Origin of the sequence: Olsenella sp. An188, assembly GCF_002160255.1 — a bacterium.
Lineage (GTDB): Bacteria > Actinomycetota > Coriobacteriia > Coriobacteriales > Atopobiaceae > Thermophilibacter > Thermophilibacter avistercoris.
This window is the reverse complement of sequence record NZ_NFKF01000004.1, coordinates 19459-37374: the sequence shown is the minus strand read 5'-3', so window position 1 is coordinate 37374 and position 17916 is coordinate 19459. Positions and strand designations below refer to the sequence as shown.

Sequence of the window (17916 nt, the reverse complement as noted above, 5' to 3'; positions counted from 1 at the left end):
CAAAATGCGCACAGTGGGCAGGCCGAGAAGGGCGCGCGCCCGCCGCGGGGCTAGGCCGCCGGGACGAGCAGCCCCAGCGCCACGCCGAGCTGCGCCCGGTCGATGACCTGGTAGCCCGTCTCGGTCGCGTTGCCCGCCTCGTCGGTCGTCGTCTCGGCGACGAGCGTCGCCTCGGCGGTCGCGAGGTTGGCGACCCCGATGTCGGAGAGCGTCTCGGCAAGGGAGAGCAGCCCCTGCGCGTCGAGGTCGGTCCTCAGCTTGGAGAGCAGGCCCGACGCGCTCCTGATGAGCTCGCTCGGACTCAGCCCGGCCAGGCCGGCGGCCTCCTCTATGACGTCGCCGGTGGCGACGATGACGTGGTCGAAGGAGACGTTCGCGGCGGACGAGAGCGGCGCCACGCACGCGGCGTACCCGCTCGACGAGAAGAGCTCCGCGAGCGTCGTGGGCTCCTCGTCCACCGTGACCTTTGCCTCCACGGGGACGTTGGCGAGCACCGCAGTGCCCTGGGTCCTGTTGACGCTCAGGATCTGCGCGGCGCTGAGCGTGGCCCCGTCCTCCAGGCCGTCTGCCGTCAGGAGCAGCACGCACTCGAACTCGTCCGTGGACGCGACGTAGCCGCCGTCCGGCACCACCTCCGCGTCCTGGGCGGCGAGGGCGTCGTCGAGGTTGGCGTCGCCGAGGCGGCTCTCGAGCCGCACGCGGTTCCACACCAGGTACACCACCAGGGCCGCCACGGCAAAGACCGCGACGCACACCACCGCGCCGATGAGGTTTCTGTGCGGGCCCCCGCGGGGCACGTCGATGCGCTCGAAGCGCTCGCGCTTCCTTGCCATGAGAGTCCCTTCTCGCCCGCGCGCCCTTCTCGGCACGCCCTAGAAAAGAATACCCAAGGCGCCGGCGAGAAGCCCCACCGCCACGGCGACCGCATAGATAAAGACGGTGATGGTAGCGTTCAGCCGCGCGCCCGCGTTCGTGCGCCACAGCACGAGCAGGCCCACGCCGCCCGAGGCGAGCAGGCCCGCGAGCATGGGGGCCGTGGTGAGGACACCCTCGAGGTACAGCTCGGTGATCGCCACGCTCGCGCCGCAGTTGGGGATCAGCCCCACGAGCGCGGCGACGAAGGTGGCGCGCACGGGGTGGTTGGCGAGAAGCGCGGCGAGCGCCTCGGTCCCCACCAGCTCGATGACGAGCCCGAAGACGAAGGTGATGACGAGGATCCAGGCGCTCACCTGTGCGGTGTGCACGGCGGCGGAGCGCACGATGGCCCAGCGGCCGTGGCCGTGGGCGTGACCGCCCCCGCGGCCGTCCTCGTGGGCGTCCCCGTCGTCGCAGTGGCAGTGGGCGCGCTCGCAGAGCTCGTGGATGTGCGCGTGCCCGTCCCCGGAGCGCCGCGAGGCGCGCAGGAAGGCGTCCACGGCAAACCCCGCCACGACGCCCACCACGACCTTGACCGCCATGATGGCGAACATCCGGCCCGCAGGCTCCTGGTGCGCCAGGAACACCGGCACCATCTCGTCCGAGGTCGAGAGGATCACGGCGACGAGCGTGCCCACCGTGACCACGCGGCCGGCGTAGAGCGTCGCCGCCATGGCCGAGAACCCGCACTGGGGCAGGGCGCCCAGAAGCGCCCCCACGACCGGTCCGGCCTTGCCCGAGCGCTCGACGACGGCCTGGACCCGGTCGGCGGCGGAGTGCTCGAGCGCCTCCATGGCGAGGTAGGTGACGAGCAGAAACGGAACGAGCCTGAGCGTGTCCCAGAAGCTGTGCTCCAGGACGTGAAGAAGAAGCTCCAAGTCATTTCCTCCCGAGGTCCCCGGGAGGTCACTCCCAGGGGGTCAAAGTTAGCTCAGGGTATTTTACCCCTACGAAGGTCAGGCCTTTCGCGGGGGCGCAGGGTCCGGCCGCCGTCCTGTCCCGCGCCGCGAGCACGTCGGCCACCCAGGAGGGGTCACGATGCCCGCGGCCCACCTCGACGAGCGTCCCCGCGATGGTGCGGACCATGTTGTGGAGAAACGCGTTGCCGGTGACGTCCAGCGCCACGAGCTTCTCGCCCGCCTCCTCCACGCGCGTCACCGAGAGCGTCTCCACGAACCGGCAGGTGGGCTTGTCGACGGCAGAGGTCGCCTTGCAGAAGCTCTTGAAGTCGTGCTCGCCCACGAGGTGCGCTGCCGCCGCGGCCATGGCGTCGGCGTCGAGCGCGCCGCGATACCACCAGGCATGGTCCCACGAGAGCACGGGGCGCGCGTCGGAGGCCGCGATCCGGTAGCGGTAGCTGCGGCTGATTGCGTCGAAGCGCGCCGAGAAGCCCGCGGGGGCGCGCATGAGGCCGCCCACGGAGAGGTCGTCGGGGGTGAGTGCCACGAGGCTGCGCATGAGCCGGTACGCGGGCAGGTCGAGCTCGTCGTCAAACACCGGGAGGCTCACGTACTGGGCGATGGCGTGAACCCCGGCGTCCGTGCGGCCGGCGCAGGTGAGCTCCACGGGCCGGCGCAGCGCGGTCTCCAACGCGGCGCGCAGCTCGCCGGCCACGGTGCGCACCCCTCCCGGCTGCTCCGCAAACCCGGCGAAGCCCGCCCCGCGGTATCCGAGCCTGATGACGAGCGTGGCTTCTGCCATGGGTGCTCCCTCCCCGCTTTCGTTTCCCCGACGATGATACGCGATGCCGGCGCGGGCGTCCCCAGGCGCCCGCGAAGCGCACTTGCCGTCCGCAGCCGCCGCCCGCACCCGCCGCCCGCACTTGTCGTCCGCACTTGTCGCCCGCACTCAGAGCCCTCACCCAAGAAGTGCGGGCGTTTTCAGCCGCTCGCGCCATCGAGTGCGGTGGGCCACTCGACGCATGGCGACAAGTGCGGGCCGCAACCGCCCTGAGGGCCGCACTTGAGAAGTGCGGGCGGCAGGTGCGGGCGGCAGGTGCGGGCGGAAAGCGCAGACACCGGATACGGGCGGCAGGTGCGGTCGCGAAGTGCCCGCGTTCTTCTCGCCGCGCTGCGCTACGCCAGCAACGCCGCCGTGACCGCCCACGCGAGGCCGCAGGCGAGAAGTGCCACGTCGCGCGCCCGCAGCGGCCTTGCGAGCGAGGTCTGCTCGCCGGTGTAGCAGCGGTCCGCCATTGCTCCCGCGAGCTCGTCGGCACGACGGAAGAGCCCCACCACAAGAGGCACGAGCACCTGCGCCCAGCCGCGCAGTCGCGACCTCACCCCGCCCCCGTCGAGGTCGGCACCGCGTGCGCGCTGGGCGCATCTGATGCGCTCGACCTCCTCGGCCGTGATGGGGATGAAGCGCAGCGCGACGGAGGCCGCCGTCGAGACGCCGCCCACCGGCACGCCCAGGGCTCGGAGCGGAGACATCAGCCACGCGATGGCGTCCGAGATGGCAGGCGGCACGGTGGTTGAGGAGAAGACGAGCGCAAACCCCACCACCAGCGCGATTCGAGCCACCGCGGTCGCGCCGCGCGCGAGCCCCGCGGACGAGAGGCCCGGCTGCCCCACGAGCACCACGGCGTTGGCGACGAGGGCGAAGAGCAGGACGAGGGCCGCGGGCCGCAGGGCCCTGAGCACCTGTCGAGGGGAGGTTCTGCTCGCCAGGAGCGCGAGCACGAGGCCGAGGGCCGCCACGGCAAGCCCACGAGGGGCGGGCGCGGCGAAGGAGGCGATCGAGGCCATGACGAGAAGGACGAGCTTTACGCGGGAGTCGGCCCGGTGCGCAGGCGTGGACCCGGGGACGAAGGAGCCGAGGGCGCGGGCGTGACGGCGGCGGGAGGGGCGGGGCGCCGACGCCTCCCGACGGGCGCGCGGATCCGAGCGGGCCTCGCCACGCCGCGGGGCACGCGGCTGGCCGAGTGCGGCGCGCAGGCGCACGAGGGTCGGGGGCTCAAGGCCCGCGGCCTCGTAGGGCGAGACGTCCGTCGCGGCCTCGGAGGCGGACACGTGGGCCCTCACGCGCCCGTCGCCCAGGAAAACGACGTCGTCTGCCTCGTCGAGCCACTCGCCCGCGTCGTGCGTGACCACGACGACCGGGAACCCTTCGTCGACGAGGCCGCGCACGACGGCCCTGAGCTCGCGTCGCGCGGGGGCGTCGAGACCTGCCGTGGGCTCGTCGAGGACGTAGGCGTCCGGCCGCCCCGCAAGCACGCCGGCAAGCGCCACGCGACGCATCTGACCACCGGAGAGCTCGAAGGGGGACCGCTCGAGCAGCTCCTCCCCCACCCCCGTCCGGGACGCTGCGAGACGCGCGGCGTCATGCGCCGCCGTCTCGCCGAGGCCGCGCGCACAGGGGCCGTAGGCGATGTCCTCCAGCACCGTCTCGCAGAAGACCTGGTCCTCGGCGCGCTGGAACGAGAGGCCCACGCGACCCGCCCGAACCGGCTCGCCGTCGAGCGCGACGAGGCCGGCGTCCGGCTCGAGAACCCCCGCAAGCGCGCGGGCGAGCGTCGTCTTGCCCGAGCCCGACCGCCCCAGGACGAGCGTCAGGCCGGCCGCCGACACGTCGGCCTCCGAAAGGGCCTCGACGCCCTGGTACGAGACGCACAGACCGCTTGCCTCCAGCGCGTGGGAGCGGGTTCGCTCGCCGGCCCCCGACGGCAGGCCGATCTCCGAGGGCCCGACGAAGGCGAGAAGCTCGGCGACGTCGAGGGAGGCGCCGAGCGCGTAGCCGCGCCCGGCCGCGCGCGATAGGACGCGCGCGAGGGGGTCTGCGTCCAGCCCGGAGCGCGCGAGGGCCCCCTCGTCCGAGAGAAATCCCGTCGCACTTCCCTCCCAGGCGACCTCGCCGCTGTCGAGCACGACGACGCGGTCGGCCCCGAAGAGCGACTCGGGGGCGTGCGCTATCTCAAGGACGCCGACACCGCTCGCCACGAGAGCGTCGACGACGCCCGTGAGCAGCCTGCGCGAGCTCTCGTCGAGCTGTGAGCCCGCCTCGTCGAGGACGAGGTAGCGCGGCCGCATGGCGAGCACGCCGGCAAGCGCGAGGAGCTGCTGCTGCCCCCCCGAGAGCTCGGTCGTCATACGTCCGCGCAGGGACTCGATCCCGCACGCGGAGAGCGCCTCGGAGACCCTCTCGTCGACGTCCGAGCGCTCGAGGCCGAGGTTTCTCGGGCCGAAGGCCACCTCGTCCTCCACGAGCGCGCTGACGATCTGGTTGCGCGGGTCCTGCCGCACGTAGCCGACGAGCCGCGCCAGGTCGTGGGGCGCGGCCTCGCCGACGACGAGGCCGTCCACGCTCACGCGGCCGGCGCTCGGCACGAGCGCTCCGTTCAGAAGGCGTCCGAGCGTGGACTTTCCCGATCCGTTGCGGCCGAGAAGGACCACGCGCGTACCGGGGGCGAGCCGCAGCGAGACGCCCGAGAGCGCCGTGCGCCCGCCGTAGCAGAAGCTCGCGTCGTCGACCTCTATCATGCGTCTCGCCCTCCCCCTCAAAGAAACGGGCCCCGGCACAGCCGGGGCCCAGTCAATCGCCTCTGTGAGCGCGTGTTACTCGGCGCTCTCCTCGGTGGTCTCCTCGACGGGAGCCTCCTCGGCGGCCTCCTCGGCCTTAGGCTCCTCGACGGGGGCCTCCTCGACCTTGGTGACCGTGGCCTTGGGAGCGGCCTTGACCTTCGGCTGAACCGGCTCGGTCACGAGCTCCATGATGACGACCTCGGCGGCGTCGCCCTTGCGGGGGCCGAGCTTCATGATGCGCGTGTAGCCGCCGTTGCGGTCGGCCCACATGCCCTGGGAGGCCTTCTCGAAGACCTCGCGGACGAGGTCCTTGTCGCCGACCTTGGCGATGGCGAGACGACGGCTGGCGATGTCGCCCTTCTTGGCCCAGGTGATGACCTTGTCCACGTCGCCGCGGATGGCCTTGGCGCGCGCGTCGAGGGTCTTGATGCGGTCGTTCTCAAACAGGGCACGGATGAGGCTCTTCTTCATGGCCTTGGTGTGGCTGGCGTCGGTGCCGAGCTTCATGCCCTTCTTCTTGTTGTGTCGCATTTCTTGCTTCTCCTAAATCCGGCGCGCCTAGGCCTTGAGGGACAGTCCCATGGTCTCGAGCTTGTCCTTGACTTCCTCGATGGACTTGACGCCAAAGTTTCTGATGTTGAGAAGGTCGTTCTCGGAGAACTCCACGAGCTGACGCACCGAGTGGATGCCCGCGCGCTTGAGGCAGTTGTAGGAGCGGACGGAGAGGTCCAGGTCCTCGATCTGCTTGTCAAGCTCGACGTTGTCCTCGACGGTGCCGGCGGCGAAGATCGAGGCGTCCTCGACGGGCTCGTCCTCGTCGGTCAGGCTCATGAACGCCGTCATGTGCTGGTTGATGATGTTGGCAGCCTCGACGATGGCGTCGCGCGGGGTGATCGAGCCGTTGGTCTCGATCTCGAGCACGAGACGGTCGTAGTCGGTGTGACGACCAACGCGGCAGGCCTCGACGGCCTTCGCGCAGCGGCGCACGGGCGAGTAGAGCGAGTCGACGTGAATGATCCCGATCGGGTCGTTCTCGCGCTCGTTGTCCTCACCGGAGACGTAGCCGCGGCCCACGCCGATGCGCATCCTCATGGTGAGGTGGGAGCCGGCGCCAAGCGTGCAGATGACGTGGTCGGGGTTCACGAGCTCGAACTCCGCCGGAATGTCGAAGTCGCCGCCGGTGACCGTGGTCGGGCCGTCAACGGAGATGGAGGCCTCCGCCTCGTCACCGGTGCCCATGGAGCGGAAGACCAGGCCCTTCACGTTGAGGACGATGTCGGTGACGTCCTCGTAGACGCCCTCGACCGTCGTGAACTCGTGCTGGACCCCGTCGATCTGGATGGCCTCGACGGCAGCGCCCGAGAGGGACGAGAGCAGCACGCGACGCAGGGAGTTGCCCAGCGTGTCGCCGTAGCCGCGCTCGAGCGGCTCGGCGCTCACGCGCGCGAGGTTGTCGCTGATCTCCTCGACCGACACCTGGGGTCGGATGAATTCGGACATTGCTACCTCCAAACGTGGTCGGGCTTACTTGGAGTAGAGCTCGACGATCAGCTGCGCGTCGATGTCGAGATCGATCTGATCGCGCGTGGGGAGCTGGAGGACGGTGCCCTTGAGCTTCTCGATGTCAACCTCGAGCCAGGCCGGCACGGCCATGTGCTCGGAGGAGATGAGGGCCTCCTTGATGGGGAGAAGGTCCTTGGCCTTGTCGGCCACGGCCACGACGTCGCCGGACTTCACCTGGTAGGAGGGGATGTCGACGCGCTTGCCGTTCACGGTGATGTGGCCGTGACGGACGGTCTGACGGGCCTCCTTGCGGGTGCGGGCAAAGCCGAGGCGGAAGACGACGTTGTCGAGACGGCACTCGAGGAGGCTCATCAGGTTGTCGCCGGTGATGCCCTCGCGCTTCATGGCGAGGACGTAGTAGTGACGGAACTGCTTCTCGAGAACGCCGTAGATGAACTTGGCCTTCTGCTTCTCGCGAAGCTGGATGCCGTACTCGCTCTCCTGGCGACGACGACGCTTGGGCTCGCGGTTGGAAGTCTTGTTGATGCCCATCACGACGGGGTCGATGCCGAGCTGACGGCACCTCTTGAGGACCGGGGTCCTATCGATAGCCATTGATATTCCTCCTAGCTACACGCGGCGACGCTTGCTCAGACGGCAACCGTTGTGCGCGATGGGGGTCTTGTCCTGGATGCCCGAAACCTCGAGGCCAGCGGCCTGGAGGGAGCGGATGGCGGTCTCGCGGCCGGAGCCGGGACCCTTCACGAAGACGGCAACCTTGTGCAGGCCGTGCTCCATGGCCGCCTTGGCGGCAGCCTCCGCGGCGAGCTGGGCGGCGAACGGCGTGGACTTGCGGGAGCCCTTGAAGCCGACGGTGCCGCCGGACTGCCAGGAGATCACGTTGCCCTGGGGGTCGGTGATCGAGACGATCGTGTTGTTGAACGTGCTCTTGATGTGGGCCTGGCCCACGGCGATGTTCTTGCGCTCGGAGCGGCGGACGCGCGTGGTGCGAGCGTTCTTCTTCTGCGGCATTGTCTACTCCCTAGCCCCTCTTCTTGGCACCGATCTGACGCTTCTTGCCCTTGCGGGTGCGAGCGTTGGTGTGGGTGCGCTGGCCGTGGACAGGAAGCCCCTTGCGGTGACGCAGGCCGCGGTAGCAGCCGATCTCCATGAGGCGGGCGGTGTTCTGACGCACCTCGCGGCGAAGGTCGCCCTCGGTGGTGTAGTTGGCATCGATGTAGTCACGGATCTTGGTGACCTCGTCCTCGGTCAGATCCTTGACGCGGGTGTCCGGGTTAACACCGGTCTCCGCGCAGATCTTGGTGGCGCGGGTCTGACCGATGCCGTAGATGTAGGTGAGTCCGATCTCGACGCGCTTCTCGCGCGGCAGATCGACGCCGTTGATACGGGCCAACTTGGAGCTCCTTCCTTAGCCCTGACGCTGCTTGTGGCGCGGGTTCTCGCAAATGACGTAAACCTTGCCATGGCGACGGATGATCTTGCACTTGTCGCACATCTTCTTGACCGAAGGACGTACCTTCATGAGACTTTCCTTCCGGTAGCTCTAACACGTACCTATCTACTCGCCCAGCCGCTGGCGTGAATATCCCAGGCTGATTGGAGGCGCGCCTACTTGTAACGGTAGGTGATGCGCCCCCTGGTCAGGTCGTACGGGGAGATCTCCACGACGACCTTGTCGCCCGGCAGGATGCGGATGTAGTTCATCCTGATCTTGCCGGATATGGTGCAGAGGATGGTCTTACCGTTCTCGAGCTCGACGTTGAACATTGCGTTGGGCAGCGGCTCGATGACCTTGCCCTCAAGCTCGATGGCATCCTGCTTGCTCAAGTTACTTCCCTCTCCACACGCTGACAGCGACCAAATATCATACCGAATTTACAGAATTGAGTCCATGCTGCATCAGACCAACACAACATGGCGAGAAGAACCGTCTTGTTCGGGGCTCACGCCGGAGGCTACTCCTCGACGCCGCCCTGCATCGGGCACCAGGGGCCCTTGTCGTCCTGAGTGAGGATGACGGGACCGTCCTCGGTGATGGCGACGGTGTTCTCGTAGTGGGCCGCGGGCAGGCCGTCCTCGGTCACGACCGTCCAGCCGTTGGCGAGCGTCCGGCACGCGTAGGTGCCAAGGGTGATCATCGGCTCGATGGCGATGACCATGCCCGCCTGGAGGCGAACGCCGCGGCCGCGCTTGCCGTAGTTCCTGACCTCAGGATCCTCGTGCATCACGCGGCCGACGCCGTGGCCAACGTAGTCGCGGACCACCCCGTAGCCGTTGGACTCGGCAAGCTCCTGCACGGCGGCGCCGATGTCACCGAGGTGGTTGCCCGGGACGGCCTGCTCGATGGCGGCCTTCAGGCAGTCGCGCGTGCACTCACACAGCGCCTTCCAGGCCTCGGACGGCTCGCCCACGTAGAAGGTCCACGCGTTGTCGCCGACCCAGCCCTGGTAGGTCGCGCCCGTGTCGATGGAGACGATGTCTCCCTCCTGCAGCAGCACCGAGGGAGAGGGGATCCCGTGGACGACCTGCTCGTTCACGGAGGAGCAGATGCTTCCCGGGAAGCCGCCGTAGCCCTTGAAGGTGGGGACCGCGCCGTGGAGGCGGATGAAGCCCTCCACGACCTGGTCGATCTCCTTTGTGGACACGCCCGGCCTGACCAGGGCGCCAGCACGACGAAGGGCCGCCTTGGACAGCGCCCCGGCGGCCTTCATCTGCTCGATCTCTACTGGAGTCTTGATGTTGATCATAGGTCGAGAAGAGCCTTCACGTCGGCATAGACCTCGTCGACGGGACGGTCTCCGTCTACCTCCCTGAGAATCGAATGACCCTTGTAGTACTCGACCAGCGGGGCCGTCTGAGTCTCGTAGACGTCAAGGCGGTGCTGGATCGTCTCGGGCTTGTCGTCGTCACGCTGGTACATCTCGCCTCCGCAGCGCGGGCAGACGTCAACGCCGGCGGGCGCGGTGTAGCCGCAGGAGCGGCAGGTGCGCCGCGAGCTCAGGCGCTCGACGATCACGCCCGGCTCCACGGAGACGAGAAGGGCGGCGTCGAGGTTGCGGCCCATGGCGGCGAGCTCGGAGTCGAGGACGACCGCCTGCGCGGTGTTGCGGGGGAAGCCGTCAAGGATGAAGCCCTTCTGGGCGTCATCGGCAGCAAGACGCTCCTTGACCAGGTCGACGACCAGGTCGTCGGGAACGAGCTTGCCCTCGTCCATGTACCCCTTGGCCTTCTTGCCGAGCTTGGAGCCCTCCTTGATGGCGGCACGAAGCAGGTCTCCGGTAGAGATGTGGGCAAACCCATACTCCGCGACAAGCTTCTGTGCCTGGGTCCCCTTGCCAGCACCCGGGGCGCCGAGAAGAACGATGTTCATGACTCCGACCGCCTTTCCTTAACGCTTGCCAACCCTGCGCGACAGACCCCTACTTGAAGAACCCGTCGTAATTGTGCATCTTGAGCTGGCTCTCGATGGAAGAGAGCGTGTCCATGGCAACCCCGACCATGATCAGCACCGAGGTACCGCCGAAGGCCTGGATGAGAGAGTTACCCGTGAACGAGAAGATGATCGTCGGGACGACGGCGAGGACGGCCATGAACAGGGCGCCGGGCAGCGTGACGTGGCTGATGGCGCTCTTGATGTAGGCGGCGGTGGCGGCGCCGGGGCGCACGCCGGGGATGAAGCCACCCTGCTTGCGAAGCTGGTCGGCCGTCTCGGTGGGGTTGAACACCATCGAGGAGTAGAAGTACGCGAAGGCGACGATGAGCACCACCGAGAGGACCCAGTTGATCCAACCGGCGGAGAGCGCGTTGGCGAAGGCCTGGACCCAGCCGACCGTCGGGAAGAAGACGGCGAGCTGCGCGGGCAGGTAGAGGATCGCCGAGGCGAAGATGATCGGCACCACGCCCGCCGTGTTGACCTTGATCGGCAGGTAGGTGGACTGGCCACCCATCATGCGACGGCCCACGACGCGCTTGGCGTACTGAATCGGGATGCGGCGCTGGCCGCGCTCCACGAAGACGATGATCGGGACGATCGCCACGATGATGACGAGGGTGACCACCGTCAGGACGACGTTGCCCGTTCCCGTGATGGAGGAGACGAGCGAGGCGGGCAGGCCGGACATGATGTTCGCGAAGATGATGAGCGACATGCCGTTGCCGACGCCGTTCTGGGTGATGATCTCGCCGAGCCACATGATGACGATGGCTCCGACCAGCATGGTGAACACCACGATGACGTCCATGAGGAGCTCGGGGACGCCGATGCCCTCGAAGCTCACGCCATAGGTCCTGAAGAGGAACAGATAGCCGATGGCGTTGAGCAGAGCGAGGCCGATCGTGAGGTAGCGCGTGTACTGGGTGATCTTGCGCTGACCGGCCTCGCCCTCCTTGGCAAGCTCGCCGAGCGACGGAATCACGGCCTGGAGCAGCTGCAGGATGATCTGAGCCGTGATGTAGGGCATGATTCCGAGGCTGAACACAGACATGCGGGAAAGCGCGCCACCTGAGAACAGGTTGAGCACGGCCATCGCTCCGCTCGAGGAGAAGCCGGCCTGGTAGGTGCCGAGCATGTCCTGGAACGGCGCGCCCGGAACGGGCAGATACGCACCGAAACGGTACAGCAGCAGGATGGCTGCCGTCAGAAGAAGCTTCTGCCTGAGCTCCGGAACGCGAAACGCGTTGGCGATTCCCTTTAGCACGCCTGCTCGACCTTTCCTCCGGCCGCCTCGATCTTGGCCTTGGCAGAGGCGGAGACCTTGTCCACCTTGACGGTGAGCTTCTTGGTGATCTCGCCGTCGCCGAGGACCTTGACGGGAATATAGTTGTGCTTGATGACGCCCTTGGCAACCAGGCTATCGGCGTCGACGGTCTCGCCGTCGGCGAACAGCACCTCGAGACGGGCGACGTTCACCGGGGCGTACTCGACGCGGTTGTGGTTGGTGAAGCCGGGGAGCTTGGGCAGGCGCATGGCGAGCGGCTGCTGGCCGCCCTCGAAGCCCTTGCCCTTGCCGCCACCGGAGCGGGAAAGCTGGCCCTTGGTGCCGCGGCCGGCGGTCGTGCCGTGACCAGACGAGTTGCCGCGGCCGATGCGCTTGCGGTTCTTGCGCGAGCCCTCAGCGGGACGCAGATCGTTGAGCTGCATGAGTGACTCCTAGTTCTCTTCCACGACAACAAGGTGCTTGACCTTGAAGATCATTCCACGGATGCTCGGGTTGTCCGGCTGCTCGACGACGTCGCCGATCTTGCGGAGGCCGAGGGCGCGGCAGGTGGCCGTCTGGTCCTTCTTGACGGAGGCCACGGCGCTGCGCACGAGCTTGATCTTGAGGGACTGAGCCATGGTTAGTTCTCCTTCCCGACGAACATCTCGCCGACCGTGAGGCCGCGACGCTCGGCGGTCTCGGCGGGGCTGGAGAGCTCCTTCAGGCCCTCGGCGGCGGCCTTGATGATGTTCATCGCGTTGCTGGTGCCGAGAGACTTGGAGAGCACGTTGGTGATGCCGGCGAGCTCGAAGAGCGGACGGACGGGGCCGCCGGCGATGACGCCGGTACCCTCGATGGCCGGCTTGATCAGAACGTGGCCGGCGCCGTAGTGGCCCTCGACGGCGTGCGGAATGGTGCCGTGCTCGGTCACGGGAACCTTGAACATGTTCTTCTTGGCGTCCTCGACGCCCTTCTGGATGGCCAGGGGCACCTCGGCGGACTTGCCCATGCCGAGGCCGACGTTGCCCTTGCCGTCGCCGACAGCGACGAGGGCCACGAGGGACATGCGACGGCCACCCTTGACGGTCTTGGAAACACGGTGGATGAAGACGACGCGCTCCTGAAGGTCCGTGTCCTGCTGGCGCTTGCGATCACGTGCCATTGAATCCTCCTAGAACTTCAGGCCCGCGCTGCGGGCACCGTCTGCCAGAGCCTTGACACGGCCGTGATAGATGCGACCACCGCGGTCGAAGGTGACCTCGGAGACGCCCTTCTCCACGGCGCGCTTCCCGACGAGCTCGCCCACGAAGGTCGCGGCGTCCTTGTTGGAGCCGAGCTTGCCCGTGGCGCGGAACTCGGGGTCGAGGGTCGAGGCGGAGCAGATGGTCTTGCCGTCGGCATCGTCGATGACCTGGGCGTAGATGTTGGCGTTGGTGCGGTGCACGCTGAGGCGCGGACGCTCAGCGGTGCCGAAGATCTTGGCGCGGACGCGGCGCTCGCGGCGCTTGAGACCGGCCTTCTTCGCCTGCTGCTTGTTCATTCCTTCTCCTTAGACGTGCCATCACCTGACGGGGTGATGGTCTTTTGCTGGCCTTAGGGCTACTTGGCAGCCTTGCCGAGCTTCCTGCGGATGTGCTCGCCCTCGTAGTGGATGCCCTTGCCCTTGTACGGCTCGGGCGGGCGCTTCATGCGGATCTCGGCGGCAACCTGGCCGACCTGCTCCTTGGAGATGCCCTTGACCGTGATGTGGGTGTTGTCGGGCACCTCGAAGGTGATGTTGTCGGGAGCCGCGTAGATCACGGGGTGGGAGTAGCCCAGGGAGAGGTCGAGGTCCCTGCCCTTGAGCGTGGCACGGTAGCCGACGCCGGTGAGCTCGAGCTTCTTCTCGAAGCCCTCGGACACGCCCACGACCATGTTGTGAAGAAGGGTGCGGGTGAGGCCCTGCTGGGCGTTGGACTCGGTGGTCTCGTCAACGCGGACCACGTGGAGCTCCTCGCCCTCCTGCTCGATCTTGACCAGATCGGAGAAGGTGCGGGTGAGCTCGCCCTTGCCGCCCTTGACGGTAACGGTGCTGCCATCGACTGTCACAGTGACTCCGGCCGGAACCTGGACAGGCTGCTTACCAATTCGAGACACGTCAGTCTCCTTTCATTCCTGCCGAGAGTTACCAGACGTAGGCGATGACCTCGCCGCCGATGCCCATCTTGCGGGCGTCGCGGTCGCACATCATGCCCTTGGAGGTGGAGATGACGGCGGTGCCGAGGCCGCCGAGGACGCGCGGGAGCTTGTCGGCGGTGGAGTAGATGCGCAGACCCGGCTTGGAGATGCGGCGAATGCCACGGATGACCTTGGCGTGGCGGGCGCCGTACTTGAGGGTGATGTGGAGGGTCTTCTGCGGGGTCGTGTCCTCGACCTCGTAGCCGGCGATGTAGCCCTCCTCGCAGATGACGCGGGCAACCTCGACGAGCACCTTGGTCGAGGGCATGGACACCTCGGCCTTGTTGGCTGCGTTCGCGTTGCGGATGCGCGTCAGCATGTCAGAAATGGGATCAGTAATCTTCATTGGATCCTTCTCCTTCGGTAATGATGAACCTGCGTGTCCGGTTCGCCCGCACCCGTAGCGCGAGCGCCTGGACGCGAGAGCCCCTGCGTCCTACCAGCTGGCCTTGCGGACGCCCGGAAGCTCGCCCTTGCTCGCAAGCTCGCGGAAGCAGACGCGGCACAGCCCGAACTTGCGATAGACGGAGTGGGGACGCCCACAACGCTGGCAGCGGTTCTGCTTGCGCGTCGAGAACTTCGGCTCGCGCTGAGCCTTGACGATCATCGAAGTCTTAGCCACAAATCCTCCTTCAGAGTGCTCCTGGTGCCCGGCGGCGCCGGGTCACCGTTGCTCGCTTATCTGACCTACTCAGCCTTGAACGGGAAGTGGAAGGCCTTGAGCAGCGCCTTGCCCTCCTCGTCGGTCTGAGCGGTGGTCACGATGGTGATGTCCATGCCGCGGGTGTGGTCGATCTTGTCGAAGTCGATCTCGGCGAAGATGAGCTGCTCGGTCACGCCCATGGAGAAGTTGCCACGGCCGTCGAAGCTCTTCGGGGAGATGCCGCGGAAGTCGCGGATGCGCGGGATGGCGATGGAGATGAGGCGATCGAGGAACTCCCACATGCGGTCGCCGCGCAGGGTCACCTTGGCGCCGATGGGCATGCCGGCACGCAGGTGGAAGGTGGCGATGGACTTGCGGGCGTGGGTCACGAGCGGCTGCTGGCCGGTGATGGCGCGCAGGTCGGCGACGGCACCGTCGATGGCCTTGGCGTCAGTGGCGGCCTCGCCAACGCCCATGTTCACGACGATCTTCTCGATCTTCGGGATCTGGTTGACGTTCTTGTAGCCAAACTGCTTCTGGAGCTCGTCACGCACGGTGGCGAAATACTGCTCCTTGAGACGGGGGACGTACTTCTCGTCTGCCATGTTCACTCCTTCAACTCATGGGGTTCTCAGCACGGGGTTTCCAACCTCGTGCCTCCCGACCTTGGCGGGGCCGGGAGCCTGTCTGGCGCGCCGGCGAGAAGGACCGTTCCGTCGAGACAGAACTCTCCCTATCCACAGACGCAAGGAAACATGTTATGCCTTCGTCCACAGAAATTCCAGTTGATTTCTCACATCGCGGGATGTCCACATTCCGCACGCTCTGCCCAGACCCCCTGAGCACAGACCAGTGCGGCGACAAGAGGGCTCGGCCGAGCAACACGCAAGAAACCTCCCGGATTTCCGGAGAGAAGTTTCGCGAAGCGCACTTCTCGTAGGAAATCCGGGAGGTTCCCGAAAGGTCTCTAGGGCCGAGCTCTTAGAACTCGGCGCCGCACTTCTTGCAGACGCGGACCTTCTTGCCCTCGGCGTTCACGGCGTGGCCCATGCGAGAGGGCTTGCCGCACTTGGGGCAGACCACCATGACGTTGGAGGCGTCGATGGCGGCCTCCTTCTCCACGATGCCGCCCTGCTGGTTCTGGGCGTTGGGGCGGGTGGCCTTCTTGACGATGGCAACGCCCTCGACGACGACCTTGCCCTCAGAGGGCTTGGCGACGAGGACGGTGCCCTCCTTGCCCTTGTCCTTACCGGAGAGGACGACGACCTTGTCGCCCTTCTTCACGTGCATCTTAGCCATTCGTCCTCACTCCCTAGAGCGTCTCAGGCGCGAGCGAGACGATCTTCATGTACTTGTGGTCGCGGAGCTCGCGAGCGACGGGCCCGAAGATACGGGTGCCCTTGGGCTCGCCCTCCTTGTCGACCAGGACGCAGGCGTTCTGGTCGAACTTGATGTAGCTGCCGTCCTTGCGACGGGTCTCCTTGGTGGTGCGCACGATGACGCAGCGAACGATGTCGCCCTTCTTCACCGAGCCGCCGGGAGTGGCCTCCTGCACGGCGCCGATGATGACGTCGGCCAGGCCGGCGTAGCGACGCTTGGAGCCACCGAGGACCTTGACGCACTTCACGCGTCGGGCGCCGCTGTTGTCAGCGACGTTGAGCATGGTCTCCATCTGAATCATTGGTGTTCCTCCGAACCTGCCCTCCCAGAGGTGTGCGCAGACGCGCCGCACACGTGGGATGGCTCGTCACTGATACTTACTTGGCGCGCTCGACGATCTCGACCAGGCGCCAGCGCTTGGTCTTGGACAGCGGGCGGGTCTCCATGACGGTAACGAGGTCGCCGATGCCGCACTCGTTCTTCTCGTCGTGGGCGTGAAGCTTCTTGGAGATGGTCATCATCTTGCCGTACTTGGGGTGACGCTTGCGGTAGTCGATCTTCACCGTGATGGACTTGTCGCCAGAGATGGAGACGACCGTCCCGGTGACGACCTTGCGCGCGTTCCTCTTCTCGGTCTCAGCCATAGTCATTCTCCTGCGATCTAGTTCTGGGCGGCGGACTTCTCCGCGGCGATCTGACGGGCGCGCTGCTCGGTGAGGACGCGCGCGATGTCCTTCTTCACGGTCTTGACGCGAGCCGTGTTGTCAAGCTGGCTCGTGGCCATCTGGAAGCGGAGGTTGAAGAGCTCGGCGCGGCCCTCCTCGAGCTTCTTGGCGAGCTCCTCGTCGCTCATGGCCTGAATGTCCTTGTACTTCATTGTTGGCTATTCCTTCCCGTCCTGGTCGGTGCGGGCGACGATCTTGGTCTTGATGGGCAGCTTGTGCTGGGCAAGACGCAGGGCCTCGCGAGCCACCTCGTCGGCGACGCCGTCGATCTCGAACATGATGCGGCCGGGCTTGACGACGGCCACCCACTCCTCGGGGTTGCCCTTGCCGGAGCCCATGCGGGTCTCGGCCGGCTTCTTCGTGATCGGCTTGTCCGGGAAGATGGTGATCCAGACCTTGCCGCCACGCTTCATGTAACGGGTCATGGCGACACGGCAGGCCTCGATCTGGCGGTTGGTGATCCAGTGGGCCTCAAGCGCCTGGATGCCGTAGGAGCCGAAGTGCAGCTCGGTGTTGCCCTTGGCGTGACCCTTCATCGAGCCGCGCTGAACCTTGCGGTGAAGAACGCGCTTAGGTGCGAGCATTAGCGGCCCCTCCTCTCGTTACGACCGCGGCGAGGACGCGAGGAGCCCTCGAGAGCCGGGCGCGGGGTGGCCTGGCCGGGCAGCTTCTCGCCGAGGTAGATCCAAACCTTGACGCCGCAGGCACCCATGGTGGTGCGAGCGGTGGAGGTGCCGTAATCGATCACGGCACGCAGGGTGTGCAGAGGCACGCGACCCTCGCGGGACCACTCGCGACGGCCCATCTCGGCGCCGTTGAGGCGGCCGGAGCACTGGATGCGGATGCCCTTGGCGCCGGCCTTGCGGGCGGACTGGACGGCCTTGCGGACGGCACGACGGAAGGCGACGCGCTGCTCGAGCTGCTCGGCCACGGACTGGGCGACGAGGTTGGCGTCGAGCTCGGGACGCTTGATCTCGACGACGTCGACGGAGACCTGGCCCTTGGCGACCTTGGCGACCTTCTCGAGGTCGGAGCGCAGGACGTCGATGTCGGCGCCCTTCTTGCCGATCACGATGCCCGGGCGGGCGGTGTAGATGGTGACCTTGACCTTGTCGCCGGCGCGCTCGATGTCCACGCGGGAGAGGGCGGCCTTGGCGAGGCGCTTCTCGAGGTAGGAGCGGATGGCGAGGTCGTTGCCGAGGGTCTCGGCGTAGTTCTTATCGGCGTACCAGCGGGAACGCCACTCCTCGGTGATACCGAGACGGAAGCCGGTCGGCTGAACCTTGTGACCCATG

At 67.0% G+C, this 17916-nt stretch carries 28 protein-coding genes; all 28 read right to left on the bottom strand.

The window, feature by feature from the left end:
* Positions 1 to 50: 50 nt before the first annotated feature.
* The gene (locus B5F23_RS05645; protein ID WP_087352652.1) at positions 51 to 833 is read right to left on the bottom strand and encodes a hypothetical protein; all 783 of its coding nucleotides are present in this window, start codon (positions 831 to 833) and stop codon (positions 51 to 53) included.
* Between the two features lie 39 nt (positions 834 to 872).
* On the bottom strand, positions 873 to 1793 hold the full coding sequence (locus B5F23_RS05640) for a putative manganese transporter (RefSeq protein ID WP_087352650.1): 921 nt from the start codon (positions 1791 to 1793) through the stop codon (positions 873 to 875).
* A 28-nt stretch (positions 1794 to 1821) separates the two neighbouring features.
* Entirely contained in the window at positions 1822 to 2616 is a 795-nt protein-coding gene (gene truA, locus B5F23_RS05635) for a tRNA pseudouridine(38-40) synthase TruA (RefSeq protein WP_087352648.1), read from the bottom strand.
* A gap of 374 nt (positions 2617 to 2990) precedes the next feature.
* Positions 2991 to 5393, bottom strand: a complete 2403-nt coding sequence (locus tag B5F23_RS09700; RefSeq protein ID WP_158096127.1) for an ATP-binding cassette domain-containing protein — start codon at positions 5391 to 5393, stop codon at positions 2991 to 2993.
* Between the two features lie 75 nt (positions 5394 to 5468).
* Complete coding sequence (rplQ, locus tag B5F23_RS05625; RefSeq protein ID WP_087352646.1) at positions 5469 to 5966, bottom strand: 50S ribosomal protein L17; 498 nt, start codon at positions 5964 to 5966, stop codon at positions 5469 to 5471.
* Positions 5967 to 5993: 27 nt separating this feature from the next.
* Positions 5994 to 6935: a DNA-directed RNA polymerase subunit alpha gene (locus tag B5F23_RS05620; RefSeq protein WP_087352644.1), complete on the bottom strand. Its 942-nt coding sequence runs from the start codon at positions 6933 to 6935 to the stop codon at positions 5994 to 5996.
* Between the two features lie 24 nt (positions 6936 to 6959).
* Positions 6960 to 7553, bottom strand: a complete 594-nt coding sequence (gene rpsD, locus B5F23_RS05615; RefSeq protein ID WP_087352642.1) for a 30S ribosomal protein S4 — start codon at positions 7551 to 7553, stop codon at positions 6960 to 6962.
* Between the two features lie 15 nt (positions 7554 to 7568).
* Positions 7569 to 7970, bottom strand: a complete 402-nt coding sequence (gene rpsK / locus B5F23_RS05610; RefSeq protein ID WP_087218572.1) for a 30S ribosomal protein S11 — start codon at positions 7968 to 7970, stop codon at positions 7569 to 7571.
* A 10-nt stretch (positions 7971 to 7980) separates the two neighbouring features.
* A complete protein-coding gene (gene rpsM, locus B5F23_RS05605; protein ID WP_087352640.1) occupies positions 7981 to 8352 on the bottom strand; it encodes a 30S ribosomal protein S13 in 372 nt (123 codons plus the stop codon).
* Between the two features lie 15 nt (positions 8353 to 8367).
* Complete coding sequence (gene rpmJ / locus B5F23_RS05600) at positions 8368 to 8481, bottom strand: 50S ribosomal protein L36 (RefSeq protein WP_013252436.1); 114 nt, start codon at positions 8479 to 8481, stop codon at positions 8368 to 8370.
* Positions 8482 to 8567: 86 nt separating this feature from the next.
* The gene (gene infA / locus B5F23_RS05595) at positions 8568 to 8786 is read right to left on the bottom strand and encodes a translation initiation factor IF-1 (protein ID WP_059052948.1); all 219 of its coding nucleotides are present in this window, start codon (positions 8784 to 8786) and stop codon (positions 8568 to 8570) included.
* Positions 8787 to 8914: 128 nt separating this feature from the next.
* Positions 8915 to 9706 (bottom strand): type I methionyl aminopeptidase, encoded by a 792-nt coding sequence (gene map / locus B5F23_RS05590; protein WP_087352638.1) that lies wholly within the window; start codon positions 9704 to 9706, stop codon positions 8915 to 8917.
* Positions 9703 to 10329 (bottom strand): adenylate kinase, encoded by a 627-nt coding sequence (locus tag B5F23_RS05585; RefSeq protein WP_087352636.1) that lies wholly within the window; start codon positions 10327 to 10329, stop codon positions 9703 to 9705. Before B5F23_RS05585 ends, map begins: the two co-directional genes overlap by 4 nt.
* 49 nt (positions 10330 to 10378) lie before the next feature.
* Positions 10379 to 11656 carry a preprotein translocase subunit SecY gene (gene secY, locus B5F23_RS05580; protein WP_087352634.1) on the bottom strand — a complete coding sequence of 426 codons (1278 nt, stop codon included), beginning with the start codon at positions 11654 to 11656 and terminating at the stop codon, positions 10379 to 10381.
* Positions 11650 to 12099, bottom strand: coding sequence for a 50S ribosomal protein L15 (gene rplO, locus B5F23_RS05575; RefSeq protein WP_087352632.1), 450 nt, complete (start codon positions 12097 to 12099; stop codon positions 11650 to 11652). Before rplO ends, secY begins: the two co-directional genes overlap by 7 nt.
* A 9-nt stretch (positions 12100 to 12108) precedes the next feature.
* On the bottom strand, positions 12109 to 12294 hold the full coding sequence (gene rpmD, locus B5F23_RS05570) for a 50S ribosomal protein L30 (RefSeq protein ID WP_087227327.1): 186 nt from the start codon (positions 12292 to 12294) through the stop codon (positions 12109 to 12111).
* Positions 12295 to 12296: 2 nt separating this feature from the next.
* Positions 12297 to 12818: a 30S ribosomal protein S5 gene (rpsE, locus tag B5F23_RS05565; protein WP_087352630.1), complete on the bottom strand. Its 522-nt coding sequence runs from the start codon at positions 12816 to 12818 to the stop codon at positions 12297 to 12299.
* Positions 12819 to 12827: 9 nt separating this feature from the next.
* A complete protein-coding gene (gene rplR / locus B5F23_RS05560; RefSeq protein ID WP_087352628.1) occupies positions 12828 to 13196 on the bottom strand; it encodes a 50S ribosomal protein L18 in 369 nt (122 codons plus the stop codon).
* A 59-nt stretch (positions 13197 to 13255) separates the two neighbouring features.
* Positions 13256 to 13792: a 50S ribosomal protein L6 gene (rplF, locus tag B5F23_RS05555; RefSeq protein WP_087352626.1), complete on the bottom strand. Its 537-nt coding sequence runs from the start codon at positions 13790 to 13792 to the stop codon at positions 13256 to 13258.
* 28 nt (positions 13793 to 13820) lie between these two features.
* Positions 13821 to 14219 (bottom strand): 30S ribosomal protein S8, encoded by a 399-nt coding sequence (gene rpsH / locus B5F23_RS05550; protein WP_087352624.1) that lies wholly within the window; start codon positions 14217 to 14219, stop codon positions 13821 to 13823.
* Between the two features lie 90 nt (positions 14220 to 14309).
* Positions 14310 to 14495, bottom strand: a complete 186-nt coding sequence (locus tag B5F23_RS05545) for a type Z 30S ribosomal protein S14 (RefSeq protein WP_075279264.1) — start codon at positions 14493 to 14495, stop codon at positions 14310 to 14312.
* Between the two features lie 65 nt (positions 14496 to 14560).
* On the bottom strand, positions 14561 to 15121 hold the full coding sequence (gene rplE / locus B5F23_RS05540) for a 50S ribosomal protein L5 (protein ID WP_087352622.1): 561 nt from the start codon (positions 15119 to 15121) through the stop codon (positions 14561 to 14563).
* Positions 15122 to 15497: 376 nt separating this feature from the next.
* Positions 15498 to 15815, bottom strand: coding sequence for a 50S ribosomal protein L24 (gene rplX / locus B5F23_RS05535; RefSeq protein WP_087352621.1), 318 nt, complete (start codon positions 15813 to 15815; stop codon positions 15498 to 15500).
* 13 nt (positions 15816 to 15828) lie between these two features.
* Positions 15829 to 16197: a 50S ribosomal protein L14 gene (rplN, locus tag B5F23_RS05530; protein ID WP_075575863.1), complete on the bottom strand. Its 369-nt coding sequence runs from the start codon at positions 16195 to 16197 to the stop codon at positions 15829 to 15831.
* A gap of 76 nt (positions 16198 to 16273) precedes the next feature.
* Positions 16274 to 16540, bottom strand: coding sequence for a 30S ribosomal protein S17 (gene rpsQ / locus B5F23_RS05525; protein WP_087352619.1), 267 nt, complete (start codon positions 16538 to 16540; stop codon positions 16274 to 16276).
* Between the two features lie 17 nt (positions 16541 to 16557).
* Entirely contained in the window at positions 16558 to 16773 is a 216-nt protein-coding gene (gene rpmC, locus B5F23_RS05520; RefSeq protein ID WP_087352617.1) for a 50S ribosomal protein L29, read from the bottom strand.
* Between the two features lie 6 nt (positions 16774 to 16779).
* Positions 16780 to 17205, bottom strand: a complete 426-nt coding sequence (rplP, locus tag B5F23_RS05515; protein ID WP_087352615.1) for a 50S ribosomal protein L16 — start codon at positions 17203 to 17205, stop codon at positions 16780 to 16782.
* On the bottom strand, positions 17205 to 17915 hold the full coding sequence (gene rpsC, locus B5F23_RS05510) for a 30S ribosomal protein S3 (protein WP_087352613.1): 711 nt from the start codon (positions 17913 to 17915) through the stop codon (positions 17205 to 17207). Before rpsC ends, rplP begins: the two co-directional genes overlap by 1 nt.
* Position 17916 lies beyond the last annotated feature (1 nt).